We start from the raw sequence: 18,766 nt of genomic DNA on the forward strand, positions 1-18,766 counted from the left end.
ATCCGTTACGGCGACAAAGGTGCGTCTTGAGCCAGAACCAGATCGCAACCCATTTTCAGCAATCGCTCGCCGCGCTTGAGCGCGCGGCGAAGGATACCGCGCTGCTCACGGTGGCAAGTGAGATTGCACTCGCGATCATCAGCGCGCTCCGTACCGGGCACAAGGTGCTTCTGGTCGGCAACGGCGGAAGCGCCGCGGACGCGCAGCATATCGCTTCCGAAATCGTCGGACGCTACAGGAAGGAGCGGCCCGGCTTCGCCGCCATCGCGCTGACGACCGACACCTCCGCCCTCACCGCCATCTCCAACGACTACGGCTTCGAGCAGATTTTCGCGCGACAGGTCGAGAGCATAGGCCAGTCCGGCGACGTGCTGGTGGCGCTATCGACCTCGGGCCGGTCGCCGAACATCCTCGCCGCGCTCGCGGCCGCGCGCCGGTGCGACCTGGTCACGGTCGGTTTCACCGGCCTCAAGGGCACGAGTCTGAACGACGTATGCGACCACCTTTTCGTCGCGCCGAGCGACGACACTCCTGTCATTCAGCAAATCCACATGACGGCCGCTCACGCGATCTGCGACAGCGTCGAGCGCGCGCTGGCGGGCGGCTGCACGTGAACGGCGACAAGATCGCTCCCGCTTCCCAGCCCGCCGCGTTCCTCGATCGCGACGGCGTCGTCAATCACGATGACTGCTACATGGGCACACGCGACCGCATTCGCTGGATGCCGGGCGTCGCCAAGGCGATCCGGCGGCTGAACGAGGCCGGATATTTCGTTTTCGTCTTCACCAATCAATCAGGCGTCGCGCGCGGCTTTTTCAGCGAAGACGACGTTCGCAATCTGCACCTGTGGATGCAGTCGCATCTCACATCGCAGGGCGCACGGATCGACGACTTCAGATATTGCCCGCACCATCCCGACGGCAGCGTCGCCGGATATCTGGAAGACCATCTCTGGCGCAAGCCGAGGCCCGGCATGATCCTCGACCTGATGCAGCACTGGCCGGTACGGCGCGAAGGCAGCTTCGCCATCGGCGACCGCGACAGCGATCTTAAAGCTGCGGCAGGCGCAGGCATTCCCGGATTCCTGTTCTCAGGCGGCGACCTCGACGCCTTCGTCGCGCGGGTGCTTGCTGAGATGTCGGGTGCGAGGCCGAATTTTTAGAGGATGAGGTTTGATTGCATCGTCATGCCCCGGCTTTATGCCGGGCATCCATCTTCTTTCGAAGATTGATGGATTGCCGGGATAAGCCCGGCAATGACGGATAAAGCGTGAAGCACCAAACTATCCCAGCAATCGCTCCGCCGCCTCGATCGCCTGTCGCGCCGCCGGTGGGCCGTTCTTGCCGCCGAGCACCGCCATACGGCCGCTGCCGACAGGTCCCGTCAGGCCAGGATCGGTGCTGACATAGATGCCCACGAGCGGCACGCGATAGGCCGCGGCGAGATGCATCAATCCGGTATCGACGCCCATCACCAGCGCCGCATTGCCGATCACCTGCGCGGTCAGGTCGAGACTTTGGCGCGGCAGAATGCGACTGCCCGCGATGTCCCGCGACAGCCGTTCCGACAGCAGTCGTTCGGCATCGGTGCCCCACGGCAGCACGATCTGCAATCCCTTCGCCTGGAGCCAGCAGCCGGTTTCGATCCAGTCCTCGGCGCGCCACTCTTTCGCGGATCGCGAGGTGCCATGAAGCAGCACGGCGTAGCGCTGGCTATCCGTCCGCGGGGGACGGATCAAACCGTAGTCCACCTCCTCCGGCGGCCGATATCCGAGCGAGAGACCGGTCAGCATCCGGTTGCGCGTCACGGCGTGCAGATCGCGATTCACCGCGTGTCTGATATCGTAGAATCGCACGGCGAAAGGTTCGCGGATGCTGCGGCCATCGTAGCCGTGGCGCTCGCCGCGCGCGAGGCGCGTCATGATCGCGGAGCGGATCAGGCCCTGGGTATCGATCACCTTGTCGAACGCCCGCGCGCGCAGAAGCGCGCGGAACCGGCCGATCTCGCGCCATGTCGCGCCAGCGGCGAGTTCCGAGCGCCAGCGCCGCGTCGCCACAACCACGACATCGGCAACCGACGGGTGCAGACGCACCAGCGGCGCGAACGTCTCTTCCACCAGCCACGTGATCCGCAGGTCCGGACACGCGCGCGAGGCATCGACGATCGCGGGCATCTGATGCACCACGTCCCCGAGCGAAGAGGTCTTGATGATGAGAATGTCGGTCATCGACATGCTGGGCCGCTCAGGAACATTCGGCTCTCGTTACAGTTTGGCAACCATAATGTCGATTCCCGGTCGCGAAGGCCAAAAATCGGCCGATCGGCGGCGATGCTATACGGCAACTCTACCGTTTCATGCGAGATAACGGCAAACGCGGGCGAGCCCGCGAGCCTTCGCACAGAGGAGCAGATATGACCGTGCTCGTTACCGGTGGCGCCGGCTATATCGGCAGTCATATGGTTCTCGCGCTGGCCGAGGCCGGGGAAAACGTCGCCGTGATCGACAACCTGTCCACGGGATTTTCCTCCGCGCTGCCGGACGGCGTACCGCTGTTCATCGGCGACGCGGGAGACGAGACGCTGGTCGAGAACGTGATCGCCCAGCACGGCGTCGAAAGCATCGTTCATTTCGCGGGTTCGGTGGTGGTGCCGGAATCGATGCGCGATCCGCTCGCCTACTACCGCAACAACACGATGACCACACGCAGCCTGCTCAACGCCGCCGTCAAATGCGGCGTCAACCGCTTCATCTTTTCGTCCACCGCCGCCGTTTACGGCAACCCCGAGCGGATGCCGGTTCGGGAAGACGCGCCGACCCGGCCGCTCTCGCCTTACGGATCGTCGAAACTCATGACTGAGATCATGCTGCACGACGTCGCGACCGCACACGGCATGAGCTACGTGGTGCTGCGCTACTTCAACGTCGCGGGCGCAGATCCGCTGGCGCGGATCGGTCTCTCGACCGAGGGCGCGACGCACCTGTTGAAAATCGCGGTCGAAGCCGCGACCGGCCAGCGCGCCAAGATCGACGTGTTCGGCACCGACTACCCGACGCCGGACGGAAGCTGCATCCGCGACTTCATCCATGTCAGCGATCTGGCGCAGGCGCATCGCGCCGCGCTGACGTACCTGCGGAGCGGCGGGCGTTCGACGACGCTGAACTGCGGATACGGACGCGGCTACTCCGTGCTGGAAACCATCGAGGCGGTGCGGCGGGTCTGCGGCCGCAATTTCGCGGTTCACTATGCCGATCGCCGTCCCGGCGACATCATGACCATGATCGCCGATACCGGCCGGATTCGCGCGGTGCTCGACTGGACGCCGCAATACGACGACCTCGCGACCATCGCCGCGCACGCGCTGGCGTGGGAGAAAAAGCTGGCGCAGCGGCACGTCTCGGAGGCGCTCGCGGCGTCGGCCTGACAATGCGGACGAAACCCGGTTTTGGCTTGAAAAAGACCGCTATTGCGGGCATTGAGTCGGACGCTTTCGCAACAACCCTGGCGCGCGGGCGACAGCCCACTCCCGGCGTCAATGGAACGCGATGACCGAGCTTCCGAAGAAAATCACCGACGATCCCTACGGCGCGGCGATCCTGATCCGTCGCCTGATCACCGAACAGGGCATGGCCTATTGGCGGCGCTACCTCGTCGCATTCGCGCTGATGGCCGTCTCGGCGGCAACGACGGCGGGTTCCGCCTATCTGCTCGGCGAAGTCATCAATCAGGCCTATGTGGACCGCAATGTGGGCGGCATTTTCATGCTGTCCTCCGTGGTGCTCGTCATCTTCATCGTCAAGGGTGCGGCGACCTACGGTCATTCCGTGATCCTGTCCCAGATCAGCAATGCCATTCTCGCCAATAACCAGCGCCGCCTGTTCGCCAAGCTGATGAGCGAGAGCATCGGCTTTTTCTCGCAACGACATTCATCGGAATTTCTCGCGCGGCTCACGGCCGGCGCGACATCGGTGACGCAGGTGCTCAGCCTGCTGATCAACGCCGTGGGGCGCGATCTCCTGTCGCTGATCGGGCTCGTCGCCGTGATGGTGATGCAGGATCCGTACATGTCGCTGCTTGGCGCGCTGGTCGCGCCGCCGGCGATGATCGTGCTGCGCAAGCTGGTGAAGCGCATCAAGGGACTGGCGCACAGCCAGTTCCACGGCACCGCAGATATCATGGAAACGATGCAGGAGTCGTTGCAGGGCATCCGCACCGTGAAGGCGTTCACGCTCGAACGGACAATGAGCGAACGGATCGACGCCAGCATCGCAGCCGTCGAGCAGACCAACAACAAGATGGCGCGGGTCTCCAACCGCGCCAGTCCGCTGATGGAAACGCTCGGCGGTTTCGCCATCGCGGGCGGGCTGATGTACGGCGGCTATCGCGTCGTCGCCATGGGCGCGACGCCCGGCCAGTTCTTTTCGTTCCTCACCGCCTTCCTGCTGGCCTATGAGCCGGCCAAGCGGCTGGCACGCCTCAACATCGAACTCAACAGCAGCCTGATCGGCGCGCGCAAACTGCTGGAAATCGTCGACAGCCCCGCCAGCGAGCCCGACGACAGCGACAAGCCGGCGCTGAAACTGACGGACGCCCGCGTCGAACTACGCGACGTCAGCTTCGCCTATCGCGCGGACGAGCCCGTCCTCAACCGCATGAGTTTCGTCGCCGAGCCCGGCAGGATAACGGCTCTGGTCGGCCCGTCCGGCGGCGGCAAATCCACCGTGCTGGCGCTGCTGCTGCGGTTGTACGAGGTAAGCGATGGCGCGATCCTGATCGACGATCAGGCCATCTCCGCCGTGTCGCGAACATCGCTGCGCCAGCAAACCGCCTACGTCGGACAGGACGTGTACCTGTTCCGCGCCACCATCCGCGAGAACATCGCGTTCGGCCGCCCCGGCGCCACCGAGGACGAGATCATCACTGCGGCGAAAGCCGCCTGCGCTCACGACTTCATCACGAGCTTTCCGCTCGGCTATGACACGCCGGTGGGCGAGCACGGCACGCAACTCTCCGGCGGGCAGCGCCAGCGGATCGCCGTGGCGCGCGCGCTGATCAAGGACGCGCCGATCATCCTGCTGGACGAGGCCACCGCCGCGCTCGATTCCGAATCCGAAAAGCAGGTGCAGGAAGCGATCGAGCGGCTCTGCCGGAATCGCACCACGATCGTGATCGCGCACCGCCTGCACACCATCATGCATGCCGACGCGATCCTCGTGGTCGAAGGCGGCGAGATCGTCGAGCGCGGCCGCCACGACGAGCTGCTGCGGCGCGGCGGACGCTATGCGTCGTTTTTTCGACTGCAGCATCGCGACGCGCCGGCGGCACTGGCTCCCCTAAGCGCTTCGGCATAAGCTATACCCACTCGTCGTTTGCAGCGGGCGATCCCGGCGCATGGCCTGCGAACCAACGCGGAGAGCCGCATGAGCGCATCACCGTTCGTGATTCCACAGCCGCCGCAACCAGCCATCGCCGTCGCGGGCGAAGGCGGATTTTTTCCGGTCCGCCGCATCTGGTGCGTCGGCCGCAACTATCTCGATCACGTCCGCGAAATGGGTAACGACCGAAATCGGCGGCAGCGAGCGCCGCCGCGAGATGCTGGTCGGCCTCCTCCAGCGCGTTGATCGCCGCATCGATGGACCTGACCGCCGGCTCGACCAGGCTCGGCGAACTCGCGGCCCGGCGTTCCAGCCGCCGCACCGCCGCCGCCAGCACGCTCACCGGCGAACGATTGCCGCTGACGGCATCCTGCGCCTCGCGCAGGTCGGCCGCGATCTTTTCGCCGGCCATCATGGCGGCGCGGCGCTCGGCCAGCGCGGTTTCCTCGCCGTCCAGCGGCGCGAGTTGCCTTAACTCGTCGGATGCATGGCGCAGATAATCAGCCTCACGCGCCGCGCGCTCCACGCCGGCGCGGTGATCATCAAGTGCTGCGCGGGCGGCGCGACGGGCCTCCCACAGCGCCTCCAGAGCGGCGGCATCGGTCTCCAGCCCGGCAAAGGCATCGAGCAGCCGCCGATGAGAGGAGGCATCGACCAGGGCCCGTTCGTCGTGCTGGCCGTGAATTTCCACCAGCGCCGCGCCCACCGCTTTCAGGGTCTGCACGCTGATCGCCTGATCGTTGATGAAGGCGCGGGTGCGGCCGTCGGCGAGCTGGACCCGGCGCAGGATCATCTCGCCCGAATCTTCGGACACCAAACCATCGATGCCGTTGGCGGCGAGGATCGCGGCGGCCGGGTGATTTTTCGGAATATCGAAGGTCGCGGTGACCTGCCCCTGCTCCGCGCCGTGGCGGACCAGCCCGGCATCGCCGCGACCGCCGAGCGCCAGCGCGAAGGCATCGAGCAGAATGGACTTTCCCGCGCCGGTTTCGCCGGTCAGCACCGCAAGGCCGGAGGCGAACTCGATATCGAGCCGCTCGATCAGGACGATGTCGCGGATCGAAAGGCGCGCAAGCATCGAAGGCCGGTTCCTGCCATGGGTGTCGCTGACGGGTTTGCAAAGACGCGTGGCGTTGAGTCTAGCGAAGTTCGGACCAGGACACTAGATCACGATGATCTTGGATCGAATCGATTCAAAATCATCATGATCGATTCCAATATTTTGAGAAGCGGATGCGGGCGGAAAAACCGCTACACACCTTTCCTCATCCCGCTCTAACCAAGCCCCATCTTCTTGAACGCCTTGCTGATCCACGAGCCCCGATTCTCGTTCGGCTCGACCCCGCCCGACTTCACGAGGTTGTAGGCGTCCTTATACCAGCGGCTGTCGGGAAAGTTGTGGCCGAGCACGGCGGCGGCGGTCTGCGCCTCGCCGACGATGCCGATCGCCATATAGGCCTCGGTCAGCCGCGCCAACGCCTCCTCGACGTGCCGCGTGGTCTGATAACGGGTCACGACGGTCTTGAAGCGATTGATGGCACCGGTGTAGTCGCGCCTCTCCATGTAGTAGCGACCGATCGCCATTTCCTTGCCGGCGAGTTGATCGCGCGCGCCCTCGAGCTTCTTCTTGGCTTCGCCGGCGTATTCGGACGTCGGATATTTGCGGATGACCTCTTCGAGCGAGTTCATCGCCTTTTCGGTCCGGGCCTGATCGCGCGAGATATCCGGAATCTGGTCGTAGTTCGAGACCGCTATCAGGTATTGCGCATAAGCGGCGTCGGGACTGCCAGGATGCAGCGTAACATAACGCGACGCGGAGCCGATGCAGGTGTCGTAATCGCCGGCTTGATATGAAGCATAGGCCGACATCAGGAGCGACTTCCGCGCCCATTCCGAATACGGGTGCTCGCGGTCAACCTCGTCGAACTTCTTCGTGGCCGCCTTGAGGTCGTGTTGGTTGTTCATCAGGAACAGGCCCTCGTTGTAGAGCTTGTCCGCCGGTTCATCGCTGAAGGTCTGTTCGTCCTTCGCCATGAACTTGTCCCACAGCGCACCCGTGCCGCAGCCGCTCAGGGTCGTCCCCAGAACCGCGAGACCGACGACGAGCCGCAGTTTCCGGCCGAGCCGATCAAGGAAAACGGTGCGATCCGTCAACGCGACCCGTCCGAGCGCCATACGCTTAGCCACCATCAATGAAAACCTGACGTGTGTGATACGGTGACCCGGGAACCGCCCTGAACAGGCGGTAAACCGGTTCCCAATTTTCGGGATCATGCTTCAGAGCGGTTTGCGTTTTGATGGAAACACCATGTTCTGTCATGGCCGGGCTCGTCCCTGCTATCCGCGTCTTGCCTGGCTGAAATTCCAAAGACGTGGATGCCCGGCACAAAGCCGGGCATGACGGCTGCCGATTCCATCTTAAAGCAATCCACCCTCACCAATCGGGTACGCAGCTATTTCGCCCGGATTAAGGCAAAACGCCGGCCGCACAACGCTCCGGACCTGCGGGATGACAACTCAAGCAACTCGCAGAGCGACAAAACAGAAGTGAGACGCGCGCGACGACACATGGAGGGCAGAACGCTGTGTCCCGCCGGTCACGACACGTTGGGACCGTAGGCCGCAACCATGCCACCCACCATGCCGCCGACCGCCTCGCCCTGACTGCGCGGACGCGACACCGGCTGGCCCTCAATCACCCGCCATGCGGTCCGATCGGCCATCAGCGCCGTGAGCACGGCATGGTTGAGCTTGTGCCCGCCGCGCAGCGAGCGATAGTCGCCCATCAGCGGCAATCCTGCGAGCGCAAGATCGCCGATCACGTCGAGAACCTTATGTCGCGCACACTCGTCGGCGTAGCGCAGGCCGTCGGCGTTCAACAGGCGTTCGTCGTCGAACACCATGGAGTTTTCAAAAGACGCGCCGCGCGCGAAGCCCGCGCTCCAAAGCTTCGCGACATCGTTCATGCAGCCGAAGGTGCGGGCGCGGCTGACTTCGCGCCGAAAGCTTTCGGGGTTGAGGTCGAGCGCATAATCCTGATGGCCGATCACCGGATTGGCGAAATCGATCTCGACTTCAACCCGGAAGCCGCGCCGGTTCGGACGCAGCTCGCCGAAGGCGTCGCCTTTCTTCACCCGCACCGGTTTCAATACCTGAATAAAACGCCGCGCCGCGGACTGCTCGACAATGCCGGCCTGATCAATCGCCGCGACGAACGCGGCCGCGCTGCCGTCCATGATCGGCACTTCAGGTCCGTCGATCTCGATGGTGGCGTTGTCGACACCGAGACCTCGCAGCGCAGCAAGAACGTGTTCGGCGGTGGAGACCAGCGGACCCTGCTGGTCCCCCAGTACCGTGGCGAATTCGGTGGACGTCACCGATTTTGCAACGGCTGGCAGCCGCCGGTCATTTCCGTCGGCGCTGGTCCGGACAAAAACAAAACCTGCGTCGATCGACGCAGGTCCGAGGGTCAGACTGACCTTTGATCCGGAATGAACGCCAACACCCGTCACAGTGGCTTGCGAACGCAGCGTCGTCTGGCGACTGAATTTCATAACCCGTGCCCAAGTGACTCATCTCGAATGCCGAATTCCTCGCTTGAGAGCGACGAATCGCTTCGTGATTCCCCAAGTCACAACTAAAACATACCGGTTGCCCCAAAGCGCGCCAACTCACGCTTCTTTACCAATTGTTACCCCATCTCCGCCGCAATCACGCCGCCGGCTGACCAAATTTGCTGCCACCGGCGCGACCTTAAAGTGAAACATGAGGTTGATAATTTTTCGTTAATCTTCAAACGCCTATCGAGAAAGGCTGAAATATCCGATTAAGCAAAACAGAGGCTTCGGCGCGCTGGTCGGCCGAAGCCCCCGAAGTTCGATTGTTACAGCTCTCAATTGGCCTGCCGCCGCAGAAAAGCGGGGATATCCAGGTGGTCGTCGCCCTGCGGCGGCGGTGCCACGGGAGCCGGTCGGCCATGGGAGTCCAACCCTTGCGGCGCCGGACGCCGGGCATATTCCGATACCGGCTCGTTGGCGGCCATCTGTTCGGCTACGCTGCGCTGCGGCCGGCGCTCCGGCAAGGGCGGCATCGGCGCCATGGCCGGTCCGGAGGCCCGGGCCGCGATCGGCGGCTCGGTGTCCTGGTCGCGGCGGCCGAGACTGACGTTGGCGAGGCGTTGCAACAGCGACAGCCGGCTCTTCTGCGGATGGTCCCCCTCGGTCTCGCCCCTCGCCTGACGGATCTCGTTCTGCGCGGGCATCGGCAGTTCCTCGATCCTTGGCATCCGCGGCGCGCGCACCGGGGCGCGCTCGGCCGGCTGCGGAATGAAATTCTCCGGCGGCGGCGGTTCGTGGCTCTCGTGCGGCGCGGGATCGTGATCGGGAAACAGCGTCGGCTTCTGCGCGATCGGCCGGACGGTGACGTCGCCGTAGGACGCCGGCTGAACGGGAGCCGGAGCGGCCGGCTGCGGCGGCTCGGCGACGGCCGCGGCAATCGCCTCCAGAGCCGCACGCTCGACATTAACGCCGGCCGTGGCGGGCTGAGCCGCCGGAGCGGCCTGAACGGCCGGACGCGGCTGCTCGGCGGCCTTCTGCGCCTGGGCGGCAGCCAGAGCGGCCTGGCGCTTCTGGTCCTCACGCAGCTTCGCGCTCAGATCGGCGATACGGGTGTCGGTCGCGGCCGTCGTGGGCGGGGTGGGAGAAATCGGCTTCGCGGCCGGGGTAGCGGCGGCGGTCCGGGCAATCGTGCTCTGGTCGATGCCGGTGGCAACCACCGAGACGCGGATGATGCCGTCAAGGCTCTCGTCGAAGGTCGCGCCGACGATGATGTTGGCGTCCTGATCGACCTCCTCGCGGATGCGGGTGGCGGCCTCGTCGACCTCGAACAGCGTCAGGTCCTTGCCGCCGGTGATCGAGATCAGAAGGCCGCGCGCGCCCTTCATGGAGGAGTCGTCGATCAGCGGGTTGGCGATCGCGGCTTCGGCGGCGGTGAGCGCGCGCTTCTCGCCCGAAGCTTCTCCGGTGCCCATCATCGCCTTGCCCATCTCGCGCATCACCGCGCGGACGTCGGCGAAGTCGAGATTGATCAGCCCTTCCTTCACCATCAGGTCGGTGATGCAGGCGACGCCCGAATAGAGCACCTGGTCGGCCATCGCGAAGGCGTCGGCGAAGGTGGTCTTCTCGTTCGCAACCCGGAACAGATTCTGGTTCGGGATGATCAGCAGCGTATCGACCACCTTGTGCAGTTCGCCGATTCCCGAATCGGCGGTGCGCATCCGGCGCTGGCCCTCGAAGTGGAAGGGCTTGGTGACGACGCCGACCGTCAGAATTCCCATCTCGCGCGCGGCCTTGGCGATCACCGGCGCCGCACCGGTTCCGGTGCCGCCGCCCATACCGGCGGTGACGAACACCATGTTCGCGCCGGAGAGATGATCGCGGATCTCGTCGATGACCTCCTGCGCCGCCGCCGCGCCGACATCCGGCTGCGAACCCGCGCCGAGACCCTGGGTGACCTGCGTGCCCATCTGGATGATGCGCTGCGCCTTCGACATGGTCAGCGCCTGCGCGTCGGTGTTGGCCACCACGAAATCGACACCCTGAAGTCCTGCGGTGATCATGTTGTTGACCGCGTTGCCGCCAGCGCCGCCGACCCCGAATACGGTGATCCGCGGCTTCAGCTCATGAATATCGGGAACGTTGAGATTGATGGTCATGGGTGCCTCTCGATTAAGCGCGCGGTGTCGCTGGGCCAGCGGTCGCCGACCGCGGGAGTTGATGAAAATCTGCAAATCGGCGGAAAACTCATCAGAAGCCCTCCCGGAGCCATCGTCCGACCTTTCCGAAATAACCGTCCGTCCCCGTCCGGAGCTGCCGCGTATGTCGCGGTTCGACATGTTCGAGATGTGCGTATTGCGGATACACCAGCAACCCGGTGGGAACCGCGAACGATGCGCTCTTGGCCTCGTTGGGCAGCCGGCCGAACCCGAGCGGACGGCCGATGCGGACCGGGCGGCCGAGGATGCGCCTGGCCAGTTCGGGAACGCCCGTGAGCTGCGATGCGCCGCCACTCAGCACGACCCGCGCGCGCGGTTCGGCTGCAAAGGGGGAATCCGCGAGCCGGTCCCTGACCATCTCAAAAATCTCCTCGACACGCTGGCGGACGATATTGGCGATTGTCGCGCGCGACACGACCTGAGGCGCGTCGCTGTCGCTGTCTCCGGCTGCCGGAACCGTCATCAGTTCGCGCACGTCCGAACCACCCGTCAGCACCGTGCCATATAACGTCTTGATTCGCTCGGCATCCGCAATGCACGCGCCCAGTCCGCGGGCGAGATCCATCGTGACGTGATGGCCCCCGATGGCGAAGCCGCTGGCATGCACGAAGCGGCCGGCGGAATAGACCGCGATCGTGGTGGTTCCAGCTCCCATCTCCACCACCGCAGCGCCGAGATCGGTCTCGTCGTCGGTGAGAACCGACAGGCCGGCCACATAGGGGCCGGCCGCCATGGCTTCGACGGTGAGGTGACAGCGCTCGACCGCCAGCATCAGGTTTTTCGCAACCGTCGCCTCCGAGGTGACCACGTTCATGTCGACGCCAAACCTGCGCGCCACCATCCCGCGGGGATCGCGAATGCCTTTCACGCCGTCGAGCGAATAGCCGACCGGCAGCGCATGGAGCACGGTGCGCCCGGGGGCGGTGGCGTGGTGCATCCCCGTCGAGGTGACGCGGCTGACGTCCGACGGCGTGACCGCGCCGCCCTGAATGCGGGACGCCGCCTCGATCAATTGTCCCTGCAACCGCCCGGCCGATATCGGCAGCAATACCGATTCGACCCGAACCTTCGCCATCTGCTCGGCGAGCGATACGGCGTGGCGCACCGCCTGTTCGCACTGGGCGAGATCGGCCACCGCGCCGGCCTTCATGCCGCGCGACTGGATCTGGCTGTAGCCGATCAGTTCGACCGCGTGGGTTCGTCCGCGCAGAGCGTCGTTGGGCGCGCTCGGCTTCAACCGCGCGATCATGCAGGCGATCTTGCTGGTGCCGATGTCCAGCGACGCCACCAGCGCGCTGCGATTGGGCTGCATCGGCCGCGTCTTGGGGGTCTGATTACGGTCAAGGTCGGTCATGCGCTGCCGGCCTTTTTGTTGGACTTCTTGAATTGCTCTTCGCGCGCCTTCGCGGCCTCTTCCGAAAGCCGCACGGTCAGGCGGTCGGGCAGCCGCATGTCGATGGCGGTGATGTCGCGCGACAGCAGCTTGTCGTCCCTGTCGTATTTCACGAGCGCAGCCAGCGCGCGGCCGACGTCGGTTTCCGGAAGCCGGATGTCAAGGCCGTCCTTGAGGCGCAGATTCCAGCGCCGCTCGCCAACGAAGATCGCCGCCTTGAGCTGGTCGTTCACCACCGGGTATTTCGCGACCAAAGCGAGAAAATCCCTGGCGCGGGTTTCCGCCCCCTTGCCGACCACAAGCGGCAGCGAGGCAAAGCGCCGGTTGACGTAGGGCTCGAGCACGACACCGTCATCCGCGATCACCGAGAGCTTGCCGTTCTCCTGCCACAGCGCGAAGGGGCGGCGCTCGGTGATATTGATCTGCAGCGCGCCCGGATAAAGCTTCAACACGGTCGCGTCCGCGATCCAGGGATCGCGCTTCAGGTTGTCGCGCACGCCGGCGGCGTCGAGGAACAGAAGCGAGGAACGGCCGTTGACGCCACCGACGGCCAATACTTCATCCTGCGTCAACTGCTTGCGACCGTTGACGGTAACTGAGGTGATGCGGAAGCCTACGGCATTGGCGAGCGCATTGCGCGTGTCGCTTAAAGCGCCGATCGCCGCATCGACGTGTCCGCCCGTAATGACGCCGAGCGCCACGCTGACGCCAAGGACGGTTACGGTCAGGGCCGCGCCGAGCCGGCGCGGAACGTAGCGCTCCAGAAACGCGATCGCGCGGTTGGGATTTCTGGCGCGCGCGTCGAGGCGCTCCGCCCGGGCGCGCTTCAGCTTCGCGATCTGCTCGCGCAGTAAAATGCTCGCGCCGCTGGCGGCCAGCCTGATCAGGTCGGCCTGCTTCAGCAGGTCCGACGCGCTCAGCAGATCAGACCCGGAGCCCGGCGGCCTCAACGACCGATCGAGACGTCCTCCACCATTCATTGCGCAAGCTCGTCACACGTTTTGCCCCGCCGCTCGCAAACTTTCGGCGCCTGAGGCGGAAAACTCGAATCGGAAACACGCGCAACCACCTGGCAATGCCGGACGGGGGCCGACCTCGCCGCAGGTCCACTCTCCCCCTCGATGCGACCGTCGAAGCGGAAAACCCGCAACAGCTCGCGCCCCGGCAGCCAAGTCGTTACATGAGCCGCCAGCGTTAACCTTCGGGCTTACTGGTAAACAAAAGGTAAAGCTGCTGTGGGCACGCGGCGTTTTGGTACGATAAAAGAACGCCTTGCGGCTTTTTGGACTCAAGCCGACCCCCATAACCCGCATAGCTCCGCCGGTCACCTCCTCCGGTGCGACCGCCCTCAACCGGTGCAGACCGCCCGTTCGGCAAGCACGATCTGATCGCGCAGAAAATCCGCGAACCCGATCCCCTGCGCCTTGAGCGCCTTGGGGAAGAGCGAGGCCGCGGTCAGGCCCGGCAGGGTGTTGGTTTCGAGATAGACCGGTCCCTCGCCCGTCACGATGAAGTCGGTCCGCGAATAGCCGCGACAGGACAGCGCGCGATGCGCCCGCAGCGCATCGTCCATGATCCGTGCGGCAATGGCCGGCGAGAACCGTCCGGGGCAGATCTCCTGCGTCGTTTTCGCCAGATACTTCGCGGCATAATCGAACGCCCCCTCGGCCGGCACGATCTCCACCGGTGGAAGCGCGATGACCGTGCCGTCGGCGCGCTCCAGCACCCCGCAGGTCGCCTCGACGCCGGACACAAACGGCTCGATGACATAATCCTCGGTCTTCGCCGCCTCGCGGACGCCAAGGAGATCCTGCGTCGCGTTGACGAAAATCAGCCCGTAGCTCGATCCATCGCGCGCGGGTTTTGCAATCAGCCGGCCATGCTCGGCCAGCGCGCGGTCGATGTCCGCCAGCGGCACGCCAACAGGCGCGGCGACGCCCGCCAGCGCCGCGAACCGCTTGGCGGCGACCTTGTCGAACGCGAGGTGCGAGGCGGCCGATCCGGAGCCCGTAAAGGGAATGCCGCGCAGTTCGCACATCGCCTGCAACTCGCCGTTCTCCGCGCGGCCGCCATGAAGCCCGAGCACCAGCACACGCTTTTCGGCCTTTGCTCTGTCGAGCGCCCGTTCAAGCGGCTCGCCGGAACCACCAGCAATGAACTCGTCTTCAAACGGCCGCGCGTGACCGAGCAATGCCTCCGAACGCACCTCGGTCACCTCGTCACGCACATCCCAGAACCACAAGTCCGCGTCCGGCAAAGCACGGTGCAGCGCCTGCGCGCTCGCCACCGAAACGAGACGCTCCTTGTTGCTGCCGCCGAAGAGAATGGTGACGCGCATCGACCTACTCCAATCCGATCCGCTTGATTTCCCATTGCAGATTGACGCCCGCATGTTTTTTCACCCGCTCGCGCACGGCCTCGCCCAGCGTTTCGATATCGCGTGCCGTCGCATCGCCGGTATTGATGAGGAAATTGCAGTGCATCTCCGAGACCTGCGCGCCACCGACGCGATGGCCGCGCATCCCGGCGGCGTCGATCAGCTTCCACGCGCTCTGCCCCGGCGGATTCTTGAAGGTCGAGCCGCCGGTCTTGTCGCGGATCGGCTGCACGGTCTCGCGATGGCTCTGCACATCGTCCATGCGCGCGCGGATCGCTTCCGGCGCGGCCTTGCGGCCGCGAAAGACCGCACTGGTGAAGATCACCGACGGATAGACCGCGCTGTTGCGGTATTCGAACTTCATGCCGGCATTATCGAAGGTCATCTTGTCGCCGCGGCGGCCGACGGCGCGCGCCTCGATGAGAACATCCCTGGTCTCGCTGCCGTTGGCGCCGGCGTTCATGCGCAGCGCGCCGCCAATGGTGCCGGGAATACCGAAATAGAATTCGAGGCCCGCGATGTTCGCCACCGCCGCCGCTTCCGCGACGCGCTTGTCGAGCGCGGCGGCGCCGGCGCGCAACGTCTCGCCGTCGGTCGTGATCTCCCCGAAGCCGCGCGCCGACAGGCGGATCACCACGCCCGGCAGGCCACGGTCGCGCACGATCAGGTTGGAGCCGACGCCGATGCAGTAGACCGGAATCTCCTCCGGCAGATGCCGCAGGAAATAGGCGAGGTCGTTTTCGTCCGCCGGCGTGAACAAGACCTGCGCCGGACCGCCGACGCGAAACCATGTCAGCGGCGCCAAGGACTCGTTCGCCAGCATCCGCCCGCGCAGTTCCGGCATCTGCGATTTCAGTTTTGTCGTGATGTCGGGGAAGGTCATGCGCACGACATCGCGACAATGGCAGACCGTCCCCTCTCCCGCTTGCGGGGGAGGGTCAGGGTGGGGGCGCCTTCTCGCAAGCTATCCGTTTGAAAGAAGCCCCCACTCCACCTCTCCCCCGCAAGCGGGAGAGAGAGCAGGCCGTGCCACTCTGCAAGCTCACCGCTTTTCATTCCAGCGCCTTCAACTCGCCCGGCAGCGCGTAGGCCCATTGGGTGATGTTGCCGGCCCCGAGGCACACCACGTAATCGCCGGGCTTCGCTAGACCCGCGACAACGCCCGGCAGCGCCGCCGACTCCTGCAACGGCACCACCTGGCGGTGACCGTGGGCACGCAGGCCGAGCACGAAGTGATCGCGATCGATTCCAGCGATCGGCGCTTCGCCCGCCGGATAGACCTCGGCGACGATGACGGTATCGGCATCGTTGAAGCAGGTGCAGAACTCCTCGAACAACGATTGCAGGCGGGTGTAGCGATGCGGCTGCACCACTGCGATGACCCTGCCCGAGGTCGAATCGCGCGCCGCTTTCAGCACCGCGGCGATCTCGACCGGATGATGGCCGTAATCGTCGATGATCGTGACGCCGTTCCACTCGCCGGTCTTGGTGAAGCGCCGCTTGACGCCGCCGAACCCTGCGATGGCGCCGCGGATGGTCGCGTCGGGAATGCCGAGTTCGTGCGCCACCGCGATCGCTGCCGTGGCGTTGAGCGCGTTGTGGCGGCCGGGCATCGGCAACACCAGATCGGAAATCTCGTGGGCGGCGTCGGTCTTGCGGTTGCGGAACACCACCTTGAAATGCGAGCCGCCGCCGTTCGGCGCAAGGTCGACCAGCCGCGCGTCGGCCTGCGGGTTCTCGCCGTAGGTGATGATGCGGCGGTCCTCGATCTTGCCGACCATGCTCTGCACGACGGCATGATCGATGCACATCACCGCGAAGCCGTAGAACGGCACGTTCTCCACGAACGAGCGGAACGCGTCCTGCACGGCGTCGAAGGTCTTGAAATGGTCGAGATGCTCGGGATCGACATTGGTGACGACGGCGACGTCGGTCGGCAATTTCAGGAACGTGCCGTCGCTCTCGTCGGCCTCCACCACCATCCACTCGCCCGCCCCCAGCCGCGCATTGGTGCCATAGGCGTTGATGATGCCGCCGTTGATGACGGTGGGATCGAAATCGCCGGCGTCGAGCAGCGCCGCGACCATCGACGTGGTCGTGGTCTTGCCGTGGGTGCCGGCAATGGCGACGCAGCTTTTCAGCCGCATCAGTTCGGCGAGCATTTCGGCGCGGCGCACCACCGGAATGCGCTGCGCGCGCGCCGTCATCAATTCGGGGTTGTCGCGCTTGATCGCGGTGGACACGACAAGCACGTCCGCGCCGTTCACGTTCTCGGCTTTATGGCCGACCGTGACATGGATACCCTTCTCGCGCAGGCGGCTGACATTAGCGCCTTCGGAAGCATCCGACCCCTGCACGGTATAACCAAGATTGCACAGCACTTCGGCGATGCCGCTCATGCCGATGCCGCCGATGCCGACGAAGTGGATGGGGCCGATTTCGCGCGGCAGTCTCATGAGGTCCCGTCTTCCCGCCAGAGTTCGTCATGCCCGGCTTCATGCCGGGCATCCACGTCTTCTTCCAGACGATTCATGCAAGACGTGGATGCACAGGCGCTCGGTATACCGAGTACCGTCAATTTTTAAAGCATCGAGTCGGATATATCCGACACGATTCCACAAGTCCGGCCATGACGGCAAATGTCAAGTCGTCATGCCGGCGAATCGAGTCGCGCCACCTTCATCACCAGATCGGCCAACCGCTCGGCCGCGTCGAGGCGGCCCACGGTACGCGCCGCCGCCGCCATGGCCGCGAGCCGCGCCGGATCGCCGGCCAGCGCAGACAATTCGGCCGCGAGGCGCTCCGGCGTAAAGTCCGCCTGCACCATACGGATCGCGCCGCCGGCATCCGCCAGCACGCCGGCATTGGCAAACTGATCCTGATCGATCGCGCCGGGCAGCGGCACAAGAATAGAGGGACGGCCGATGGCGCCAAGCTCGGCCACCGTGCCCGCGCCGGAGCGGGAGACGATCACATGACTCGCAGCCAGCCGCGCAGGCAGGTCGGCAAAGAACGGCGCAAGCTCCGCGGCGACCCCGAGTCGATCATAGACCGCACGCACCCGCGCCATGTCCTCGTCGCGCACCTGCTGGGTCAGGACCAGCCGCCGCCGGAGCGGCGCTGCAAGCTTTTCGATCGCGCCCGGCACGATGTCGCTCATGACGCGCGCGCCCTGACTGCCGCCGACGACGAGAACGCGCAGGGGATCGTCCGGACCGGGCGCGGCGAAGGGCACGGCGGCGGCCGCGAGAACCGCAGGCCGCATCGGCGTGCCGGTCGTCGTGGTCTTGCCGATCAGCGAGGGCTCCTTGTAGAGCACGCCGGGGAGCGAGGTGGCGATGGCGCTGACGCGGCGCGACAGGAAGCGGTTGGCGCGGCCCATCACCGCGTTGGCGTCGTGGATCACGGTCGGGATGCCGGCGAGCCTTGCGGCGATCAGCGGCGGCAAGGTCGGATAGCCGCCGAATCCGATCACGGCGGCCGGCTTCAATCGCCGCATCAGTCTGAGCGCAACGACGGTGCCGGTCGCGAGCGTCAGGCCGGTGCGCGCCAGCGCCAACGGCGAACGGCCGCGCACGGTCTCGCTCGGCACCACGTCGGTCATGTCCGTCGAGAACAACCCGCTGTAGCGCAGCGCGCGCGAGTCAGTCACCAGCCGCACCCGCAGGCCGCGCTTCATCAGTTCGACGCCGAGCGCTTCCGCCGGAAACAGGTGTCCGCCGGTGCCCCCGGCGGCGAGCAGGATGAGAGGCGTGGTGGTCATGGATAACGCTATCCCGGAAAAACCCTCTCCGTCATGCCCGGCTTTATGCCCGGCATCCACGTCCTTAGAGCCTTTCCGCTTCTGAT

General features: G+C 65.2%; 14 protein-coding genes and 2 pseudogenes. 5 read left to right on the forward strand and 11 right to left on the reverse strand.

Features of this window, described 5'->3' with window-relative positions:
* The first annotated feature begins 26 nt into the window (after nt 1-26).
* Together ACMDCM_RS08995 and ACMDCM_RS09000 are read left to right on the forward strand one after the other, a co-directional pair.
* A complete protein-coding gene (locus ACMDCM_RS08995) occupies nt 27-614 on the forward strand; it encodes a D-sedoheptulose 7-phosphate isomerase (protein ID WP_412773247.1) in 588 nt (195 codons plus the stop codon).
* Entirely contained in the window at nt 611-1,162 is a 552-nt protein-coding gene (locus ACMDCM_RS09000; RefSeq protein WP_412773248.1) for a D-glycero-alpha-D-manno-heptose-1,7-bisphosphate 7-phosphatase, read from the forward strand. The genes ACMDCM_RS08995 and ACMDCM_RS09000 overlap by 4 nt, the downstream gene beginning before the upstream one ends.
* 120 nt (nt 1,163-1,282) lie before the next feature.
* Here the strand turns inward: ACMDCM_RS09000 and waaC are convergent, their stop codons facing one another.
* Entirely contained in the window at nt 1,283-2,227 is a 945-nt protein-coding gene (waaC, locus tag ACMDCM_RS09005; protein WP_412774710.1) for a lipopolysaccharide heptosyltransferase I, read from the reverse strand.
* A gap of 185 nt (nt 2,228-2,412) precedes the next feature.
* Between waaC and galE the strand changes: the two genes are divergently transcribed.
* From galE to ACMDCM_RS09020, 3 genes and pseudogenes are all read left to right on the forward strand, one after another.
* On the forward strand, nt 2,413-3,423 hold the full coding sequence (gene galE / locus ACMDCM_RS09010) for a UDP-glucose 4-epimerase GalE (RefSeq protein WP_412773249.1): 1,011 nt from the start codon (nt 2,413-2,415) through the stop codon (nt 3,421-3,423).
* Nucleotides 3,424-3,544: 121 nt separating this feature from the next.
* Entirely contained in the window at nt 3,545-5,350 is a 1,806-nt protein-coding gene (locus ACMDCM_RS09015; protein ID WP_412773250.1) for an ABC transporter ATP-binding protein, read from the forward strand.
* 69 nt (nt 5,351-5,419) lie between these two features.
* Nucleotides 5,420-5,587: pseudogene (locus ACMDCM_RS09020) on the forward strand (fumarylacetoacetate hydrolase family protein); the annotation flags it as partial.
* Here ACMDCM_RS09020 and ACMDCM_RS09025 read toward each other — a convergent pair.
* From ACMDCM_RS09025 to murG, 10 genes and pseudogenes are all read right to left on the reverse strand, one after another.
* Nucleotides 5,562-6,452: pseudogene (locus ACMDCM_RS09025) on the reverse strand (AAA family ATPase); the annotation flags it as partial. The pseudogenes ACMDCM_RS09020 and ACMDCM_RS09025 sit on opposite strands and share 26 nt — an antisense overlap.
* Nucleotides 6,453-6,649: 197 nt before the next feature.
* On the reverse strand, nt 6,650-7,549 hold the full coding sequence (locus tag ACMDCM_RS09030) for an outer membrane protein assembly factor BamD (RefSeq protein WP_412774711.1): 900 nt from the start codon (nt 7,547-7,549) through the stop codon (nt 6,650-6,652).
* Nucleotides 7,550-7,971: 422 nt separating this feature from the next.
* Complete coding sequence (gene lpxC / locus ACMDCM_RS09035; protein ID WP_412773252.1) at nt 7,972-8,928, reverse strand: UDP-3-O-acyl-N-acetylglucosamine deacetylase; 957 nt, start codon at nt 8,926-8,928, stop codon at nt 7,972-7,974.
* Nucleotides 8,929-9,266: 338 nt separating this feature from the next.
* On the reverse strand, nt 9,267-11,087 hold the full coding sequence (ftsZ, locus tag ACMDCM_RS09040; RefSeq protein ID WP_412773253.1) for a cell division protein FtsZ: 1,821 nt from the start codon (nt 11,085-11,087) through the stop codon (nt 9,267-9,269).
* Between the two features lie 91 nt (nt 11,088-11,178).
* Nucleotides 11,179-12,501 (reverse strand): cell division protein FtsA, encoded by a 1,323-nt coding sequence (gene ftsA / locus ACMDCM_RS09045; protein WP_412773254.1) that lies wholly within the window; start codon nt 12,499-12,501, stop codon nt 11,179-11,181.
* A complete protein-coding gene (locus ACMDCM_RS09050; RefSeq protein ID WP_412773255.1) occupies nt 12,498-13,520 on the reverse strand; it encodes a cell division protein FtsQ/DivIB in 1,023 nt (340 codons plus the stop codon). The genes ftsA and ACMDCM_RS09050 overlap by 4 nt, the downstream gene beginning before the upstream one ends.
* 368 nt (nt 13,521-13,888) lie before the next feature.
* On the reverse strand, nt 13,889-14,878 hold the full coding sequence (locus ACMDCM_RS09055; RefSeq protein WP_412773256.1) for a D-alanine--D-alanine ligase family protein: 990 nt from the start codon (nt 14,876-14,878) through the stop codon (nt 13,889-13,891).
* Nucleotides 14,879-14,882: 4 nt separating this feature from the next.
* Nucleotides 14,883-15,800 (reverse strand): UDP-N-acetylmuramate dehydrogenase, encoded by a 918-nt coding sequence (murB, locus tag ACMDCM_RS09060; protein WP_412773257.1) that lies wholly within the window; start codon nt 15,798-15,800, stop codon nt 14,883-14,885.
* Nucleotides 15,801-15,969: 169 nt separating this feature from the next.
* On the reverse strand, nt 15,970-17,373 hold the full coding sequence (murC, locus tag ACMDCM_RS09065; protein WP_412773258.1) for a UDP-N-acetylmuramate--L-alanine ligase: 1,404 nt from the start codon (nt 17,371-17,373) through the stop codon (nt 15,970-15,972).
* Between the two features lie 194 nt (nt 17,374-17,567).
* Nucleotides 17,568-18,680 (reverse strand): undecaprenyldiphospho-muramoylpentapeptide beta-N-acetylglucosaminyltransferase, encoded by a 1,113-nt coding sequence (gene murG, locus ACMDCM_RS09070; protein ID WP_412773259.1) that lies wholly within the window; start codon nt 18,678-18,680, stop codon nt 17,568-17,570.
* Nucleotides 18,681-18,766 lie beyond the last annotated feature (86 nt).

The organism is Nitrobacter sp., assembly GCF_047149785.1.
Lineage (GTDB): Bacteria > Pseudomonadota > Alphaproteobacteria > Rhizobiales > Xanthobacteraceae > Nitrobacter.